Below are 16,257 nucleotides of genomic sequence, written 5' to 3' on the forward strand. Positions count from 1 at the left end.
GCGGATCAAAAAATCGACACGCGGGCGCCCAGCCCGACGAGCAGCCCCACCGGGGACGGGTCGAGCACGGGGTCCGTCGTGACCGGCGCGTCGGCGTCGGTGCCGGCGCGGCGGTCGATCGTGAAGCGCGCCCGCGCCACCGGGACGAGGACGGTCGCGCGCGCGGACCAGCCGAGCGCGCGGGAGCCGAAGAGCGGCCCCTCGGCGAGGGCCGAGCCGCCGACGGCGAACCAGGGCGCGGACTCGTTGCGGCTCGGGGTGAACCCCCTGCCCGCGCCGTGGACGGCGCCGAGCACCGACGCCGCGCACGCCGAGAGCCGCAGCCCGTCGAGCTGGCCGGCGATGGTGGCGCAGCCGCGGGCCGTCGCGGCGACGAGCCCGATCGAGGCGACGCCCGGCGCGACGTCGATGTCCTGGCTCGGCAGCCACACGGCGCCGAGGCCGGCCGACCATGCGCGGCGCCGCAGCGAGAGGCCGGCCGTCGCGGCCGCCCGGAACGGGTCGAGCATGCCCACGGTCCCCGCGGCGCCGAGCTCCGCCGAGACGTCCCAGGACGGCGTCTGGCGCGGAGGGGGCGGCGGCGCGGGCCGGCGCGGGGGCAGGACCGGCGCGGGCGGCACCGGGGCCGGCGCAGGCGGGGGCGGGGGCGGGGCCGGCTCGCTGTCGAGCAGGATGGCGATGGTCAGCGCCAGCGCCTCGACGAGCTCGCCGCAGGTCGCCCCCGCCTCCGACGAGAGCTGCCGGGCGCGGCCGCCGGCCTGGAGGACGGCGGTGTAGGTGGACTCGGTCCGGACGAAGTGGACCTCGTACTCGGGCACGGCGCCGACGGCGCCCGGTGCCGCGCCAGCGCCCGGCGCAGCGGCGTCCGCTGCCGCGCCGGCGCCCGGCGCAGCGGCGGCAGCCGGGGCGCTGCCCGCGACGGTCGGGGCACTGCCCGCGACGGTCGGGGCACTGCCCGCGACGGCCGGGGCGCCGCCTGCGGCCGCCGGGCCGCCCGCGCCCGCGGAGGCCCCTGCCGCGGCCGGCGAGGCGCCGTCCGCGCCGACCGAGGCGCCGTCCGCGCCGACCGAGGCGCCGTCCGCGGCCGACGGGGTGCTCACGGGGTCGAGAGCGGGCTGCTTCATCAGGCGCTCGACCGCCGCGGCCAGCGACGGCGCGTCGGGGCAGTCGGCCGCCGACGGCGTCCGGTGAACGGCGAGCCGCGGGCGCGGCGGGGCCGCCGAGGCGGCGCGCGGCGAGCCGAGGGACGAGGCGCAGAGGGAGAGGACGCAGAGCGCGCCCCCAAGCGAGGGACGAGGGTAGGTCACGGGAGGCCTCCCGGTTTACCGCAAGGAACGGCGCAAGCGGAATTAGGACGCGCAGGCCCCGGCCATCTTGGGCCGGACCGCTGCGATCGCGCGCGATCACGGGCGATCAACGCGACCGCGCGGCAGGCCGCTCCGCCCCCGGCAGGCGCGCGATGCCGGGCTGCTGCCTCCCAGTCGCGACGCTCCGCCGTCTCCGATGCGCCGCGGGATCGGATAGAGTGCCGGCCATGAACTCCTACGATCTGGTTACGTGCGCGAGCTGCTACGGCGAAGGCGAGATCAACACAGACTCCGGCCCCTACCTCTGCAAGGACTGTAACGGCAACGGCCGCATCATTCCGACGGGGGAGCAGATCGAGGAGCGCATCCGCGCGATCGAGGTCGAGCTGGAGCGCCACCCGCAGGAGGCGCGGCCGGAGACGCGGTGGCTCGTCTTCGAGCTGCGGCGCACGCGCAAGCTGCTCTGGCAGATCCGGTCGCTCTGCGAGGAGGCCGAGAGCGACGCGGAGCAGCCGATCCTCGTCAAGGTCCGCGACCTGGCCGACGCGGCCGTCGCCCCGAGGAGCCCCGCCCTGCCGCGCGAGATGCTCCCGGAGGACGCGTGACGCAGGCGCCGCGCCGGCCCTGCGCGCGAGGCGCGCCCGCGCGGCGCGGCCCGGCGCGGCGCGCGGCGCGCCGTCAGCCCTTCACCGCGCCGGCCGTGAGCCCCGCGAGGATCCGGCGCTGGAAGACGAGGGTCAGCACGACGAGCGGCACGGTCACGACGATGGAGGCCGCCATGGTCTGCCCCCAGGGGATCTCGTAGAGCCCGCTCGTCGTCGTCGAGAACGCCTGGATCGCGTAGGTCACCGTGCGCTTGTCCGGCGTCTGGGTGAACGAGAGCGCGAACAGGAACTCGTTCCAGGCGGCGATGAACGCGAGGATGCCGGTCGTCGCCATCCCCGGGACGGAGAGCGGCAGCATGATCTTCGTGAACACCTGCCACGGCGTCGCGCCGTCGACGTAGGCCGCCTCCTCGATCTCGCGCGGGATCGCCTTCAGGAAGCCGGTGAGCACCCAGACCGTGAACGGGAGCGTGAAGATGAGGTACGTCAGGATCAGCGCGGGGAGCTGGTTGTACAGCTTGAAGAAGTTGATCATCTCGAACAGCGCGCCGAGCACGGCGATCTGCGGGAAGATGGTCATGGCCAGGACGGTGTAGAGCACGACGCTGCGCCCGCGGAACCGGAACCTCCCGAGCGCGTACGCGGCCAGGGAGCCGACGGCGATCGAGAGCGCGGTCACCGAGACGGCGACGATCACGCTGTTGAGGAGCGCCGTCTGGAACTCGCCGTTCTCCAGCACGAGGCGGTAGTTCTCGAGCGTCACGCGGTCGGGCCAGTAGCGGACCGGGGTCGTGAAGAGCTCGGCGTCGGGCTTGATCGAGGACACGAACGCCCAGACGAACGGGAACACCGTGAACACGACGACCGCGGCGACGAGCGCGTAGAACGCGGCCCGGAGGGCGCGCTGCCCCGGCGAGCGCCGCGCCCCGGAGCCCTGCGGAGAGCCCTTCATCTCACGCCTCCTCGGTGCGGAACACCGCGAGATAGATCATGATGAACACCGCGATGATCAGGAAGAGCGCGACGGAGATCGCCGAGCCGTAGCCGATGTTGGAGACGCTGACCAGCGTCTGCTGGGCGTACGTCGCCATGGTCTGCATGTCCGGCCGGTTGCCGAACATGACGAAGAAGACGTCGAAGACGCGCAGCGCGTCCAGCGTGCGGAAGATGAGCGCGACGAGCATCGCGGGCTTGAGGAGCGGCAGGGTGATGCGGGTGAACTGCTGGAGCGCCGTCGCGCCGTCGACCCGCGCGGCCTCGTAGAGGTCGCTCGGGATGAGCTGGAGCCCGGCGAGCAGGAGGAGCGCCATGAACGGCGTCGTCTTCCAGATATCGATGATCGCCACCGCCCAGAACGACAGGTCCGGATCGGCGACGAAGGCGACGTTGCGCTCCAGGACGCCGAGCCGGTGGACGAGCAGGTCGTTGAAGACGCCGTAGACGTCGTTGTACATCCACTTCCACATCTGGGCCGAGATGACGGTCGGGATGGCCCAGGGGATGAGCATGGCCGCGCGCACCGCCGAGCGGCCCTTGAACTGGGAGTTGACGATGAGCGCGATGGCGAGCCCGAGCGCGAGCTCGCTCAGCACGGTGACGACCGTGAAGAGGACCGTGAGCAGGACGGCGTCATGGAAGAAGCTGTCCTGCACGAGGTCGGCGTAGTTCTGCGCGCCGATGAACCTGGCGGCCTCCCCCGTGCCGAGGCGCGCGTTCGTGAAGCTCAGGTAGAACGTCTGGGCGAGCGGGTAGAGCGCGACGAACGCGACGACCACGAGCGTCGGCAGGAGGAACAGCCAGGCGCGCCGCTGTTGCCGCTTCTCGAACGAGGCGTGGTGGGCGCGGGCCGCCGCGCTCGTGACGTTGGGGTTCACCGGCGTGCTCATGGGGCGATCCGTTCTCGTGAGGTAGCGTGGCCGTGGGCTCGCGGGCGCCGCGCGGGCGCGGCGCGGCCGAAGGTCGATGGAACGCGGGTGGCCCGACGCGAGCGCCGGCTACCGCAGCGCGCGCGTGATGCGCTGCTCCACCTGCCCGAGGACCTCCTTCGGCTGCTTGCCCTGCAGGATCTGGCTCACGCCCTGGAAGAACGCGATCGACGCCTCGTTGTAGCGGGCGCCGGTGCTGTTCGAGGGGCGCGGCACGAGCGCGATGTCCTTCGCGTTCGCGAGGAAGGGCAGCGACTTCACCACGTCCGGGTCCTGCTGGACGGCGCGGATCGTCGGGATGAACGAGCCGGCCGTCGCGCGGAACTTCTGCGCCTCGGGGCTCGTCAGGTAGCGGACGAGCTCGATGGCCGCGTCCTTCTGCGTCGAGAACTTCGACACGGCGAGCTGCCACCCGCCGATGGTGCCAGCGCTCTTCTGGCCTGGCTCGTGGGGCAGCGGGCCCGCGGAGAACTTGCCCTTGATGGGCGACTTGTCGGCGTTGCCCGCGGCGTAGGCGTAGGGCCAGTTGCGCATGAAGGCCGCGTTCCCGCCCTGGAACGTGTTGCGGGCGTCCTCCTCCTCGTAGCTCGTCACGCCGGCGGAGGAGATCGTGCCCACCCAGCCCTTGGCGCGCGCGAGCGCCTTCTCGGCGCCCGGGTTGTTCACCGTGATCTTGCCGCCCTCGATGATCGCGCCGCCGCCGTGCGAGGCGACCCACTCCAGCGCATTGCAGGTCAGCCCCTCGTAGGCCTTGCCCTGCCAGACGAAGCCGAGGAAGTTCGGGTTCTGCGCCCGCTCGCCGTCCTGGATCTTCTTCGCCATCTGCTCGAGCTCGTCCCACGTCTCCGGCGGCTTCGCGTAACCGTACTTCTCCAGGAGGTCGGTGCGGTAGTAGAGAAGCCCGAAGTCGGTGAACCACGGCATGGCCACGAGCTTGCCGTCGACCGTGTTGTTCTGGACGATGCTCTCGATGTGCTGTTTGGCCGCCTCGCCGAGCTTCTCGTTCAGATCGACGAGGTTCTGCGCGAAGGCGCCGGGCCAGATGACGTCCATCATCATGACGTCGACGTCCCCGGACTGCGCCTGGAAGAGGCGCTGGTAGACAGCGTAGGTCTCTGTCGCGTCCTTGGGACGGGGGATGATGGTCACCTCGATGCCGGTGTCCTTCTGGAACTGCTGGACCATCACCCTGTCGAGCTCGGCGCCCACGCCCAGCGGCTCGCTGTAATACTTGAGCTTGCTGCCTGCGTATTTCTTTGCCTCGGCGGCGTTCGGCACCGCGGGCGGCTGCGCCTTGATCGCCTTGTCGCCCGGGGCCTCTGCGACCGCGGCCGCGGTCGGGGCGGCGGCGCCAGGGCGGCTCTCGCCGGCAGGCGGGCTCTTGTCGCCGCCGCGGCAGGCGCACAGTCCAACGACGAAGAGGAGCAGCGTTGTGGCGCGCCATGCGCGGAGGTCATGCTGCCGAGTGAGGTCCATCGCAGATCCTTTCTGAGCTCAGTTCTGGGGGAATTTCCAGGTACCCGGGGCCCCTCGGTACTATCGAGACGCGCCGCCCACGAGCGCCGCGAAGAAGAGGCCCGCAGCAGCATCGAACAGATACGCGCTCCGGGGCAAGGGCTCGCACCGCCTGCCCGCAACGGATTCAACGTCGGGAGATACCTGATCAAGGATAGGGACGCAGCCTACTGCGCCGCGCGACACGCCACGCCGCAGCGACGCGGGCGCGCGGCGCATCACGAGGCGCGCGGCGCATCACGAGGCGCGCCGAGCGCGTGCGCGACGCGGAGGCGAACCGCGCGTGCGCTGCGCGAACGGCGGAGGTGCAACGGAGCGCGAACGGGTCGCATGAAGGCGGAGCGCAAGGGCGTTGCGCGTCGACGAGCGCGAGCGGGTTGCACGAGGTGCGGCGCGCGCATCGCGCACCGCACGACAGCGTCACGCGGGCGGCGGAGGCGCACGCGCTTTCGCGAACGGCGCAGGCGGCGGACACGCGAACGGACGCGCACGGACGCGCACGGACGCGAACAGACGCGAACAGACGCGAACAGACACGCGACACCGCGCGCGATTTCTGCGCCGGATCGGCCTCCCCGCGCGCCCCTGGCGCGGGCTGCTTTGCGCTTGCGGAGCCCATCCGGAGGGGCTAGAGCCGACGCTGCGCGGCCGGCGCTCGCGATCCGGCATGGTGCCGCGGGCGCTCGGCCTGCTGGCTCCAGCCTGCTCCTGCCGAGCAGGACGAGCCCGAACCGGCCTGCGCAGGCTGTATGACCCCCCTGACGCTCTCCTCTTCAGCCGATGCCCCCCGCCAGGCGGCAAGGCTGGTCGCCCGCACCGTCCGGCTCGACGCTGACACGCTCGCGAGGATGCCCGGCGGCATCTCGTCGCTCGCCGGGGACAACGCGCGCGTGTGGATGCACCCGAGCGCGCAGCTCATCGCGCACGGGATCGCCGCCCGCCTGGAGCTGCCGCACGGCATCGAGGGCGGCGTCGGGTGGGTCCAGGAGGTGCTCTCGTCCATCGCCACCACCGACGCCGTGGGCCGCCCGGGCTGCGGCCCGGTGGCGCTCGGCGCCCTGCCCTTCGACCGGACGGAGCCGGCCGCGCTCGTCGTGCCCGCCCAGATCGTCGGCTCGGCGCCCGACGGGACGGCCTGGGTCACCACCATCGGCGAGGGCGCCGCGCCCGCGCCGCACCTCGAGCGGAGCGAGGGTCACAGGCGCTCGCCCGACAGCTTCACGCTCAAGTCGGCGCTGCCGCACGACGAGTGGTGCGGGCGCATCGCGCACGCCGTGGCGGACATCCAGCGCGGCGACCTCTCCAAGGTCGTCGTCGCGCGCGCTGTCGACGTCGAGGCCAACCGGCCCATCGTCGTCGAGGAGGTCCTGCGCCGCCTGACCGCGCTGTACCCCTCGTGCGCGATCTTCCACTTCGACGGCTTCCTCGGCGCGAGCCCGGAGCTCTTGCTCTCGCGCCGCGCGCGCGCCGTCTCGTCGCACCCGCTGGCCGGCACCTACGCGGTCTCCGCCGACGTCGACGCCGACCGCCGGTTCTCCGAGGTCCTCCGGAGGTCGGCCAAGGATCAGCGCGAGCACCGCTTCGTCGTGGAGGCCGTCGCCGCGGCGCTCGCGCCGGAGTGCGCGTCGCTCGACGTGCCGAGCGAGCCGTCGATCCTGAGCCTCCGCAACGTGATGCACCTCGGCACGCCGATCCACGGCCAGCTCCAGGAGACGGCGCCGGACGCGCTCACGCTGGCCGCGCGGCTCCACCCGACGCCCGCCGTGTGCGGCACGCCGCGCGAGGCGGCGGAGGCGTGGCTCGGCGCGCACGAGGGGATCCGGCGCGGGCTCTACGCGGGCATCGTGGGCTGGGTCGACGCGCGCGGCGACGGCGACTGGTTCATCGGGATCCGCAGCGCCACGGTCGACGGCGCGCGCGCGCGCATGGTCGCGGGCGTCGGGGTCGTCGCGGGCTCCAGCCCGGAGGCCGAGCTCGTCGAGACGCAGCTGAAGCTCCAGGCCATGCTCGCGGCCATCATCCGCCCCTGATGCCAGGGCCGCCGCCCGGGCGCCTCATCCATGCCGGCCTCCGCGCCGGCGCCCCCGCGCCGACGGGCTTCGCGCGGGCCCCCAGGGGAGCTTCGCCGTGAAGACACTCCTCCTCGACAACTACGACTCGTACACCCACATCCTCGGGCAGTACCTCTGGGAGGTGAACGGCGAGGAGCCGATCATCGTCAGGAACGACAGCCTCTCGCTCGCCGAGATCAGGGACCTCGAGGTCGACAGCATCGTCATCTCCCCCGGCCCCGGCCGCCCGGAGCGCCGGGACGACTTCGGCGTCTGCGCGGAGGTGATCGACGCGCTCGCCGGGACGCCGATCCTCGGGGTCTGCCTCGGCCACCAGGGGCTCGCGGCGCGCTTCGGCGGGCGCATCCGCCACGCGCCGCGCGTGATGCACGGCAAGGTCTCCGAGGTCGAGCACGGCGGAGACGGGCTGTTCGAGGGCGTGCCCAGCCCGCTCAAGGTGGTGCGTTACCACTCGCTCCTCGTCAGCGACGACGACCTCCCGGCCGACATCGAGGTGACCGCGCGGACGCGCGGCGACGGGCTGATCATGGCCCTCAAGATCAAGGACCGGCCGTTCTACGGCGTGCAGTTCCACCCCGAGTCGATCGGCACCGAGCACGGAAGAAAAATCCTCAGCAATTTCCGCAACATCGCCGCGCGCGCCGCGCGCGACAGGAGCGCTGCGGCGCGCCCCGGCGCCGCGGCGGCCCGCCCGGCGGGCGCGCGGGGGCGCGGCCGCGTGCGCGGCGTCCGGCTCCCCTGGGTCGACCCCGAGCGGGCGTTCGCCGGGCTGTTCGCCGCGGCCCCGTACGCGTTCTGGCTCGACTCGAGCGCGCCCGGCGCGGACGGGCGCTTCTCGTTCATGGGCAGCGCGACCGAGGCGATCGAGAGCCGCGGCGCCGCCGTGACCCGCTGGCGCGCCGGCGGCCCGGGGGGCCTCTTCACCCCGGCCCTGTCCGAGGGGAGCCCGTTCGCGGCGCTCCGGCGGGAGCTCGCGTCCGTGTCGCTCGAGCCGAGCGGCCTGCCCTTCCCCTTCACCGGCGGCCTCGTCGGCTACCTCGGCTACGAGCTCAAGGAGCACCTCGGCTTCGGCGCGTCCGCCCACCCGCGCCGCGCGCTCCCGGACAGCGCGATGATGGTCGCGCGGCGGCTCCTCGCCTTCGACCACGTCGAGCGCGCGGTGTACGCGTGCGCGATCGACGCGGGCGAGCCCGAGGCGCCCTCGCGCATCGACGCGGGCTCGCGCGCGGCGCCCTCGTGGGACGCGTGGCTCGACGAGATCGCGGCGCGGCTCCGGCAGCTCCCGGACCTCGCCGAGCCGGCGCTCCCGCCCGTCCCCGAGGGCTTCGCCGACGGCATCGCGCTGTCGCAGCGCCTCTCGCGCCGGGAGCACCTCGACGCCGCCCGGGCCATCCTGGCCGCGATCCACGACGGCGAGACGTACGAGGTGTGCCTCACCAACGAGTTCCACGCGCGGACCTCGCTCGACCCGTTCGCCCTCTACCGCGTGCTGCGCCGCACGAACCCCGCGCCGTTCTCGGCCTACCTCCGGCTGCCGGACGGCGCTGTGCTGTCGTCGTCGCCGGAGCGGTTCCTCTCGGTCGACAGGGCGCGGCGGGTGCGCAGCGAGCCGATCAAGGGGACGCGGCCGAAGGGCGCGACCGCAGAGGAGACGCAGGCCCAGCGCCTCGATCTCGCGACGAGCGACAAGGACCGCTCGGAGCTGCTCATGATCATCGACCTCGTCCGCAACGACCTCAGCCGGGTCTGCGCGATGGGGTCGATCGAGGTCGAGGAGCTGATGCGGATCACCGAGCACGCGACCCTGCTCCAGCTCTCCTCGGTGATCACGGGCGCGCTGCGGGAGGGCCGCGGCGCGCTCGACGCGCTCGAAGCGTGCTTCCCCGGCGGCTCGATCACGGGGGCGCCGAAGCACCGGACCATCGCGATCATCGACGCGCTCGAGCGGCGCGCGCGCGGCGTGTACACGGGCGCGATCGGGTACCTCGCCTTCGAGGGCACGATGGACATGAACATCGCCATCCGCACCCTCGTCGCCGACGCCGAGGGGGTCAGCTTCGGCAGCGGCGGCGCGATCGTCGCGGAGTCGAGCCCCGAGGCCGAGTACGAGGAGGTCCTCGTCAAAAGCTTCCCGCTGCTCCGCGCCGTCTACCTCGCCGAGCGCGCCGCGGACGCCGATCGCGCGTCCGCGCGGGACGCGCCCCGCGCGCGTCCGCCGAGGGCAGCGCGCGGATGACGTGCCCGACGTGCCCGACGTGCCCGACGAACACTTGCCCGCGGCGAAGAAGCCGGTGCGGAGCGCATGCCGCACCGCATATACTCGCCGCGCAGAAGGAGACGCAGTCTTGAAACGCGAGAGCAACGATACGCGGAAGGGAGTCGCGGTGCGGCGGGTGGTCGAGGAGCTCGCCGTCGACGGCGCGATCCAGCCCATCGTGGAGGCGCTCGACAGCCACCTCGGCGTGGTCCTGGCGTCCAGCTACGAGGTTCCCGGCCGGTACACGCGATGGGATATCGGCTTCATCGATCCGCCGCTCGTGCTCGTCTCGCGGGGCCGCGACTTCCGGTTCACCGCGCTGAACGAGCGCGGGCGCGTCATCTTGCCGGCGATCGACGAGGCGCTCCGGGACCTCGACGCGCTCGCGGCCCTCGAGCGCCGCGGGGACGAGCTGGTCGGCGCGGTCCGGCCGGCGGGGGAGCGGGTGCCCGAGGAGCTGCGCAGCCGCCAGCCGTCCATCTTCTCGGTGCTGCGGCGGCTCATCGAGCTGTTCAGCGCCTCGGGCGACCCGCTCTTCGGGCTGTACGGCGCCTTCGCGTACGATCTCGCCTTCCAGTTCGAGCCGATCCGGCTCCGCCTCGAGCGCCCGGCGGATCAGCGGGATCTCGTGCTCTACCTGCCCGACGAGATCGTCGCCGTCGATCACCGGCGCGAGCGCGCGACGCGCACGCGCTACGAGATCGAGCACGGCGGTCGCTCGACCGAGGGGCTGCCGCGCGAGGGCGCGGCGCGCGCCTACGTCGGCGCGGACAAGGCGCCGCCGAACGAGTACGCGCCGGGCGACTACGCCGCGCTGGTCGGGGTCGCGCGCGAGGCGTTCAAGCGGGGCGATCTGTTCGAGGTCGTCCCGGGCCAGACGCTCTACGAGCCGTGCCCTGTGCCGCCGACCGAGCTGTTCTACCGGCTGCGCGAGCGCAACCCGGCGCCGTACGGCTTCTTGATGAACCTCGGCGACGCCGAGTACCTCGTCGGCGCGTCGCCGGAGATGTACGTGCGGGTCGAGGGCGATCGCGTCGAGACGTGCCCGATCTCGGGGACGATCCCGCGCGGCAGCGATCCGATCGCCGACGCGGCGCAGATCGCCCGCCTGCTCGCGTCCGCGAAGGACGAGTCGGAGCTGACGATGTGCACGGACGTCGACCGCAACGACAAGTCCCGCATCTGCGTGCCGGGGAGCGTGCGCGTGATCGGCCGCCGGCAGATCGAGATGTACTCGCGGCTCATCCACACGGTCGATCACGTCGAGGGCCGGCTGCGCGAGGGGTTCGACGCGCTCGACGCGTTCCTGGCGCACACCTGGGCGGTGACGGTCACGGGGGCGCCGAAGGCGTGGGCGATGCAGTTCATCGAGGACCACGAGCGCTCGCCGCGCGCGTGGTACGGGGCCGCGGTCGGGGTCGTCGGCTTCGACGGCAACATGAACACGGGGCTCACGCTGCGCACGATCCGGGTCAAGGACGGCGTGGCGCAGGTCCGCGTGGGCGCGACGCTGCTCTACGACTCCGATCCCGACGAGGAGGAGCGCGAGACGCACGTGAAGGCGTCGGCGCTGCTCGACGCGATCCGGAGGCCGCGCGGCGTCCCTGCGCAGGCGCCGGCGGCGCTCGGGGCGGCGCCGGGGGCCGGGCTCAAGGTGCTGCTCGTCGACCATCAGGACTCGTTCGTTCACACCCTGGCCAACTACTTGCGGCAGACGGGCGCCGAGGTGGTGACGCTCCGGGCCGGCTTCCCTCACGGCGAGCTCGACCGGTACGCGCCGGATCTCGTCGTGCTCTCGCCGGGGCCGGGGTCGCCGAGCGATTTCGATCTCTCGGGGACGCTGTCGGCGCTGCTCGAGCGGCGGCTGCCGGTCTTCGGGGTGTGCCTCGGCCTTCAGGGGATGGTCGAGCACTTCGGCGGCAAGCTCGGCATCCTCGACTACCCGATGCACGGGAAGGCCTCGAAGGTGCGCGTGCTCGGGGGGCGGATCTTCGAGGGGTTGCCGCGCGAGTTCCGGGCGGGGCGCTACCACTCGCTGTATGCGCTGCGCGACGCGCTCCCCGCGTCGCTGAGGGTCACGGCCGAGAGCGACGACGGGGTCGTGATGGCGATCGAGCACGCGGAGCTGCCGATGGCGGCGGTGCAGTTCCACCCGGAGTCGATCCTGTCGCAGGACGACAACGTGGGGCTCCGGCTCGTGCGAAACGCGGTGACCGAGCTGCGGCGGGCCAGCGGGCGGTAAGAAAGGGAGAGCCGAGTCGCCCGGCTCCGTGAGGGGGAGTCCGCCGCGCCGCGGGCGCCCCCTCACGGAGCTTACCGTGGAGCTCTTGATGACCCGCTCAACGCGGAGGCGCGTTACTCGACGTCCGAGGCGCGCGACCGGCTCCGGATCACAAAATGAAAAAGCGCCGCCGGGGCCTCGGGGGGGGAGAAGGCCACGCCAGCGACGCTGCTCTGGCTAGTAGCACTGGACATGCCACGGCACGTTCTCGTCGTGGCCGGGCATTTCGAATGGATGTCCGGAGCGATTGTTTCGCTTCTGCAAGGACGGAGCTGCACGCCTGCAAGCGCGCGGGTCGACGGCGCTCGAGGAGCACTCAGCCTGGGTTCTGCGAATTCTCGCCACGCCGCACGAAGACACCCTTGCTGTAGGCCATGAAGAACCCGAGCCGCATGGCGTTCCGCTCCGTGGGAATGCCGGGGCTCGCGCTGATGCACACGAGATGGCAGCCCCGCTCGCGCACCCGCTCCATGCGGCGGACGATGAGCGCGTGCTGGATGCCGCGCTCCCGGAAGCGCGGGAGCACCGAGGCGCCGAAGAGCGCGGCGCCCTCGCCGGAGACCTCCACGCAGCCGCCGCCGGCGGGCTCGCCGTGGACGAGCGCCAGGTACGAGTCGCACCCGGGGTGCGCGACAAGGCGGCGGGTGATGTCGAAGAGCGCCGGCGCGATCGGCTCGCCCTCGGGGCGGAAGCCGCTCGTCGAGATCTCGATGAACACCCGGACCTGCGCGTCGTCGGCGGGGTCGACGCGCACGATCTCCAGCCGCTCGGGGCCGCCGCGCGCCAGCAGCGCCCGGAGATCCTCGTCCGGCGCGATCTCGCGCGCCAGCACGTTCTCGAACTCGCGCAGCACGAACCCCCGCTCGGCCAGGCCGCGCACGAGCGACTCGTGCGCGAAGGGACAGACCTGGATCTGCGGCTCCGCGCCGCGCGTCGTGTAGAACGCGACGAGGCGATCGAGCTCCTCGCTGGAGACGGCCCCGTCGAGCCCGAGCCCCACGGCGAAGTTACCCCAGGAGCCCTCGCCGTCGAAGGTCATCCACCCGCCCGCGATCGGCTCCGCGCACGCGACGACGGCGGCGGTGCCGAGCGCCAGGCGGCGCTCCTCGATCCGGGCAATCTCGGCGTACGACAGCTTCGGCATGACGCACCTCTATCGGCGAGCAGGGCTCGCGTGAAGGACTGCGTGAGAAGGTGCCCTCCATCCTGGTCCGACGAGCCCCGCTCCGTGCGGGCGAGCCCACGCGCGGCCGGCGGCGCGCTCCGATGCAGCCGCCGTCCGGGCTCCCCCGGGCCGCGATCAACGCTCGCGCGTCCGCGCGCGTTGTGGCTATGCTGCGCCGCCATGAGCAGGATCTTCCGTTCTCTTCCCCCGGCCGGCACCCACCTCGGCATCGCGTTCTCGGGCGGGCTCGACACGCGCTGCGCGGTGGCGTGGCTCGCGCGCAACGGGCTCAAGGTGCATGCGTACACCGCCGATCTGGCGCAGCCGGACGAGGACTCCCCCGGCGATATCCCGCCGATCGCCCTGCAGCACGGCGCGGTCTCCGCGAAGCTCGTCGACTGCCGCGAGGCGCTCGTCCGCGAGGGCATCCTCGCCATCCAGTGCGGCGCCTTCCACCTCTCGACGGGCGGCAAGAAGTACTTCAACACGACGCCGCTCGGCCGCGCGGTGACGACGACCGCGATCGTGCGCGCGATGCGCGACGACGACGTCCACGTGTTCGGGGACGGCAGCACGCACAAGGGCAACGACATCCAGCGGTTCTACCGCTACGGCATCTTCGTCGACCCCTCGCTCAAGATCTACAAGCCCTGGCTCGACCCGAAGTTCGTCGGTGAGCTCGGCGGGCGCAAGGAGATGAGCGAGTACCTCCAGCGCCACGGGCTGCCCTACCGCATGGGGACGGAGAAGGCCTACAGCACCGACGCCAACGTGCTCGGCGCGACGCACGAGGCGAAGGACCTCGAGCACCTGAACACCGGGATCAAGATCGTCCAGCCGATCATGGGCGTCGCCTCCTTCCGGCCGGAGGTCGCCATCGAGCCCGAGACGGTGACCCTCGGCTTCGAGCGCGGCGTCCCGACGACGATCGACGGCAAGCGCTTCGGCTCGCTGTTCGACCTGTTCGTCGAGTGCAACCGGATCGGCGGGCGCCACGGGCTCGGCATGAGCGACCAGATCGAGAACCGCGTCATCGACGCGAAGAGCCGCGGCATCTACGAGGCGCCCGGCATGGCCCTGCTCCACGCCGTGTACGAGCGGCTCCTGTCCGCGATCCACAACGAGAACACCCTCGACGTGTACTTCACCCAGGGCCGCCGCCTCGGGCGCCTGCTCTACGAGGGCAAGTGGTACGACCCCGAGGCCATGATGCTGAAGGACGCGCTCTCGCGCTGGATCGCCCCCGGCGTGACCGGCGAGGTGACGCTCGAGCTGCGCCGCGGCGACGATTACAGCATCCTGAGCACGCGCGCCGACTACATGGCCTATGCGCCGGAGAAGCTCTCGATGGAGAAGGTCGAGGAGGCCTACTTCACCCCCGAGGACCGCATCGGCGCGCTCGAGCTCCAGAACCTCTCGGTGACCGACAACCGCCAGTTCCTGATCCACCTCATCGAGAGCGCCCAGGCCCTCGGCCCGGGCGGCGCCCCCGCCATCGGCGAGCTGCTCGGCGGCGACAAGCCGAAGCCGTGACCGCGAGTCCATGACCTGCAGCGCCCGGGCGACCGCTGAACGCGTCCCGGGCGCTCAGCCCCCGGCCGGGCGAGGTTGCGCCCGGCCCGCGCCTGGGTCACCAAGAACGGGCGAACCCCGGCCCGCCCCGCGCGGCGCCGGCCCAGGGAGGTGGTCATGAAGACGCTCATCATCCAGGCACTCGCCGCGGGCCTCGCGGTCCTCGTCGGAACGAAGCTCATGCCCGGCGTGCGCATCCGCAAGACAGGGACGGCCCTCGTCGTCGCCGCGGTCTTCACGCTCCTCAACCTCCTGCTCGGATGGTTCGTGAAGTTCCTCGTCGCCGTGGCGCTCCTGCCCGCCGCCGTCCTGACGCTCGGCCTGGCCTACCTCTTCTTCGGCATCGTCGTGAACTCCGTGCTGCTCTGGGCGACGGACAAGCTGATCGACGATTTCGAGATCCGCGGGCTCGGCTCGCTCTTCGGCACGGCCGCCCTCGTCTCGTTCGCCGGGTGGCTCCTGCCGCGCATCCTCTGAGTCGGCGCCGGTGAGTCGGCGCCGGCCGGCCCCGGCGCCTCCTCGCCGACGTCTCGATTACCAGCGCTGGTGAACCACCGGCCGGAGCCGGCGGTCGTAGATCTCGCGGATCTTCGCCATCGTCTCCGGCGGCAGCGCGGGCAGGTCCGCGGCGCTCGCGTTCTGGTCCACCTGATCGGGCCGCTTCGCGCCGGGGATGACGCACGTCACCGCGTCCTGCATGAGGATCCACCGCATCGTCCACGCGCCCATGCTCACGCCGGGCGGCACGAGCGGGCGGAGCTCCTCGACCACCTCGAGGCCCAGCTCGTAGTCGACCCCCGAGAACGTCTCGCCCTTGTCGAACGCGGCGCCCTCGCGGTTGAAGTTGCGGTGATCGTCGGCGGCGAACTTCGTCGCGGGGCTCATCTTGCCGGTGAGCAGCCCCGAGGAGAGCGGCAGTCGCGCCAGGATCCCGACCTGCCGGCGCTTCGCCTCCGGGAAGAACAGCTCGGCCGGGCGCTGCCGGAGCACGTTGTAGATGATCTGCACCGACTGCACGCCGGGGTACTCGATCGCCTTCAGCGCCTCCTCCACCCGCTCGACGCTGACGCCGTAAAAACGGACCTTGCCCGCCTTCACGAGCCGGTCGAGGACATCGAACACCTCGGGCCGGTAATAGACGTCCGTCGGCGGGCAGTGCAGCTGCACGAGGTCGAGCGCGTCCGTCTCGAGGTTCTTCAGGCTGCGCTCGACGAAGGCCGTGAGGTTCTCCGCGCTGTAGCCGGCCGCGTCGTGGGGGCTCAGCCGCCGGCCCGCCTTCGTCGCGATGACGATCTCCTCGCGCCGCTCGCGCCGCAGGCGCGCGAGCAGCCGCTCGCTCCGGCCGTCACCGTACACGTCGGCGGTGTCGAAGAAGTTCACGCCGCGCTCGACGGCCCGGTGCAGCGCGGCGAGCGACTCCTTGTCGTCGACGTCGCCCCAGGTGCCCCCGATCGCCCAGGCGCCGAAGCTCACCGTGGAGACGCGGAAACCCGTCCTGCCAAGAGATCGATACTCCATGGCGGCGCATACAATCAGATTTTTCCGTCCGCGGCGAGCG

General features: G+C 72.4%; 12 protein-coding genes. 6 read left to right on the forward strand and 6 right to left on the reverse strand.

Translation table 11 applies throughout. The features are described 5' to 3' along the window. Nucleotides 1-5 precede the first annotated feature (5 nt). Nucleotides 6-1,307, reverse strand: a complete 1,302-nt coding sequence (locus WMF24_RS27095) for a hypothetical protein (RefSeq protein ID WP_437730286.1) — start codon at nt 1,305-1,307, stop codon at nt 6-8. Nucleotides 1,308-1,534: 227 nt separating this feature from the next. On the opposite strand from WMF24_RS27095, the gene WMF24_RS27100 reads away from it, so the two are divergent. Continuing rightward, complete coding sequence (locus tag WMF24_RS27100) at nt 1,535-1,912, forward strand: hypothetical protein (protein ID WP_437730287.1); 378 nt, start codon at nt 1,535-1,537, stop codon at nt 1,910-1,912. Nucleotides 1,913-1,985: 73 nt separating this feature from the next. On the opposite strand, the gene WMF24_RS27105 is transcribed toward WMF24_RS27100, so the two are convergent. From WMF24_RS27105 to WMF24_RS27115, 3 genes are all read right to left on the reverse strand, one after another. Beyond that, nucleotides 1,986-2,864, reverse strand: coding sequence for a carbohydrate ABC transporter permease (locus WMF24_RS27105; protein WP_437730288.1), 879 nt, complete (start codon nt 2,862-2,864; stop codon nt 1,986-1,988). Between the two features lies 1 nt (nt 2,865). Continuing rightward, a complete protein-coding gene (locus WMF24_RS27110) occupies nt 2,866-3,798 on the reverse strand; it encodes a carbohydrate ABC transporter permease (protein WP_437730289.1) in 933 nt (310 codons plus the stop codon). A 108-nt stretch (nt 3,799-3,906) separates the two neighbouring features. Next, nucleotides 3,907-5,313 (reverse strand): ABC transporter substrate-binding protein, encoded by a 1,407-nt coding sequence (locus WMF24_RS27115; RefSeq protein ID WP_437730290.1) that lies wholly within the window; start codon nt 5,311-5,313, stop codon nt 3,907-3,909. Between the two features lie 788 nt (nt 5,314-6,101). On the opposite strand from WMF24_RS27115, the gene WMF24_RS27120 reads away from it, so the two are divergent. The 3 genes from WMF24_RS27120 to WMF24_RS27130 all read left to right on the forward strand — a co-directional run bounded on the left by WMF24_RS27120 (nt 6,102) and on the right by WMF24_RS27130 (nt 11,923). Continuing rightward, a complete protein-coding gene (locus tag WMF24_RS27120) occupies nt 6,102-7,382 on the forward strand; it encodes an isochorismate synthase (protein WP_437730291.1) in 1,281 nt (426 codons plus the stop codon). A 97-nt stretch (nt 7,383-7,479) separates the two neighbouring features. After that, nucleotides 7,480-9,660 (forward strand): aminodeoxychorismate synthase component I, encoded by a 2,181-nt coding sequence (pabB, locus tag WMF24_RS27125; RefSeq protein ID WP_437730292.1) that lies wholly within the window; start codon nt 7,480-7,482, stop codon nt 9,658-9,660. Nucleotides 9,661-9,769: 109 nt separating this feature from the next. Next, a complete protein-coding gene (locus WMF24_RS27130; protein WP_437730293.1) occupies nt 9,770-11,923 on the forward strand; it encodes an anthranilate synthase component I in 2,154 nt (717 codons plus the stop codon). Between the two features lie 355 nt (nt 11,924-12,278). On the opposite strand, the gene WMF24_RS27135 is transcribed toward WMF24_RS27130, so the two are convergent. Then, complete coding sequence (locus tag WMF24_RS27135; RefSeq protein ID WP_437730294.1) at nt 12,279-13,106, reverse strand: GNAT family N-acetyltransferase; 828 nt, start codon at nt 13,104-13,106, stop codon at nt 12,279-12,281. Between the two features lie 201 nt (nt 13,107-13,307). Here WMF24_RS27135 and argG point away from each other — a divergent pair, with 201 nt between their 5' ends. Both argG and WMF24_RS27145 read left to right on the forward strand, forming a co-directional pair. Then, on the forward strand, nt 13,308-14,660 hold the full coding sequence (gene argG, locus WMF24_RS27140; protein WP_437730295.1) for an argininosuccinate synthase: 1,353 nt from the start codon (nt 13,308-13,310) through the stop codon (nt 14,658-14,660). Between the two features lie 156 nt (nt 14,661-14,816). Beyond that, complete coding sequence (locus WMF24_RS27145) at nt 14,817-15,176, forward strand: phage holin family protein (protein ID WP_437730296.1); 360 nt, start codon at nt 14,817-14,819, stop codon at nt 15,174-15,176. Between the two features lie 57 nt (nt 15,177-15,233). Here WMF24_RS27145 and WMF24_RS27150 read toward each other — a convergent pair whose 3' ends face one another. Next, the gene (locus WMF24_RS27150) at nt 15,234-16,217 is read right to left on the reverse strand and encodes an aldo/keto reductase (protein ID WP_437730297.1); all 984 of its coding nucleotides are present in this window, start codon (nt 16,215-16,217) and stop codon (nt 15,234-15,236) included. Nucleotides 16,218-16,257 lie beyond the last annotated feature (40 nt).

Origin of the sequence: Sorangium sp. So ce1335, from assembly GCF_051521615.1 — a bacterium.
GTDB lineage: Bacteria > Myxococcota_A > Polyangia > Polyangiales > Polyangiaceae > Sorangium.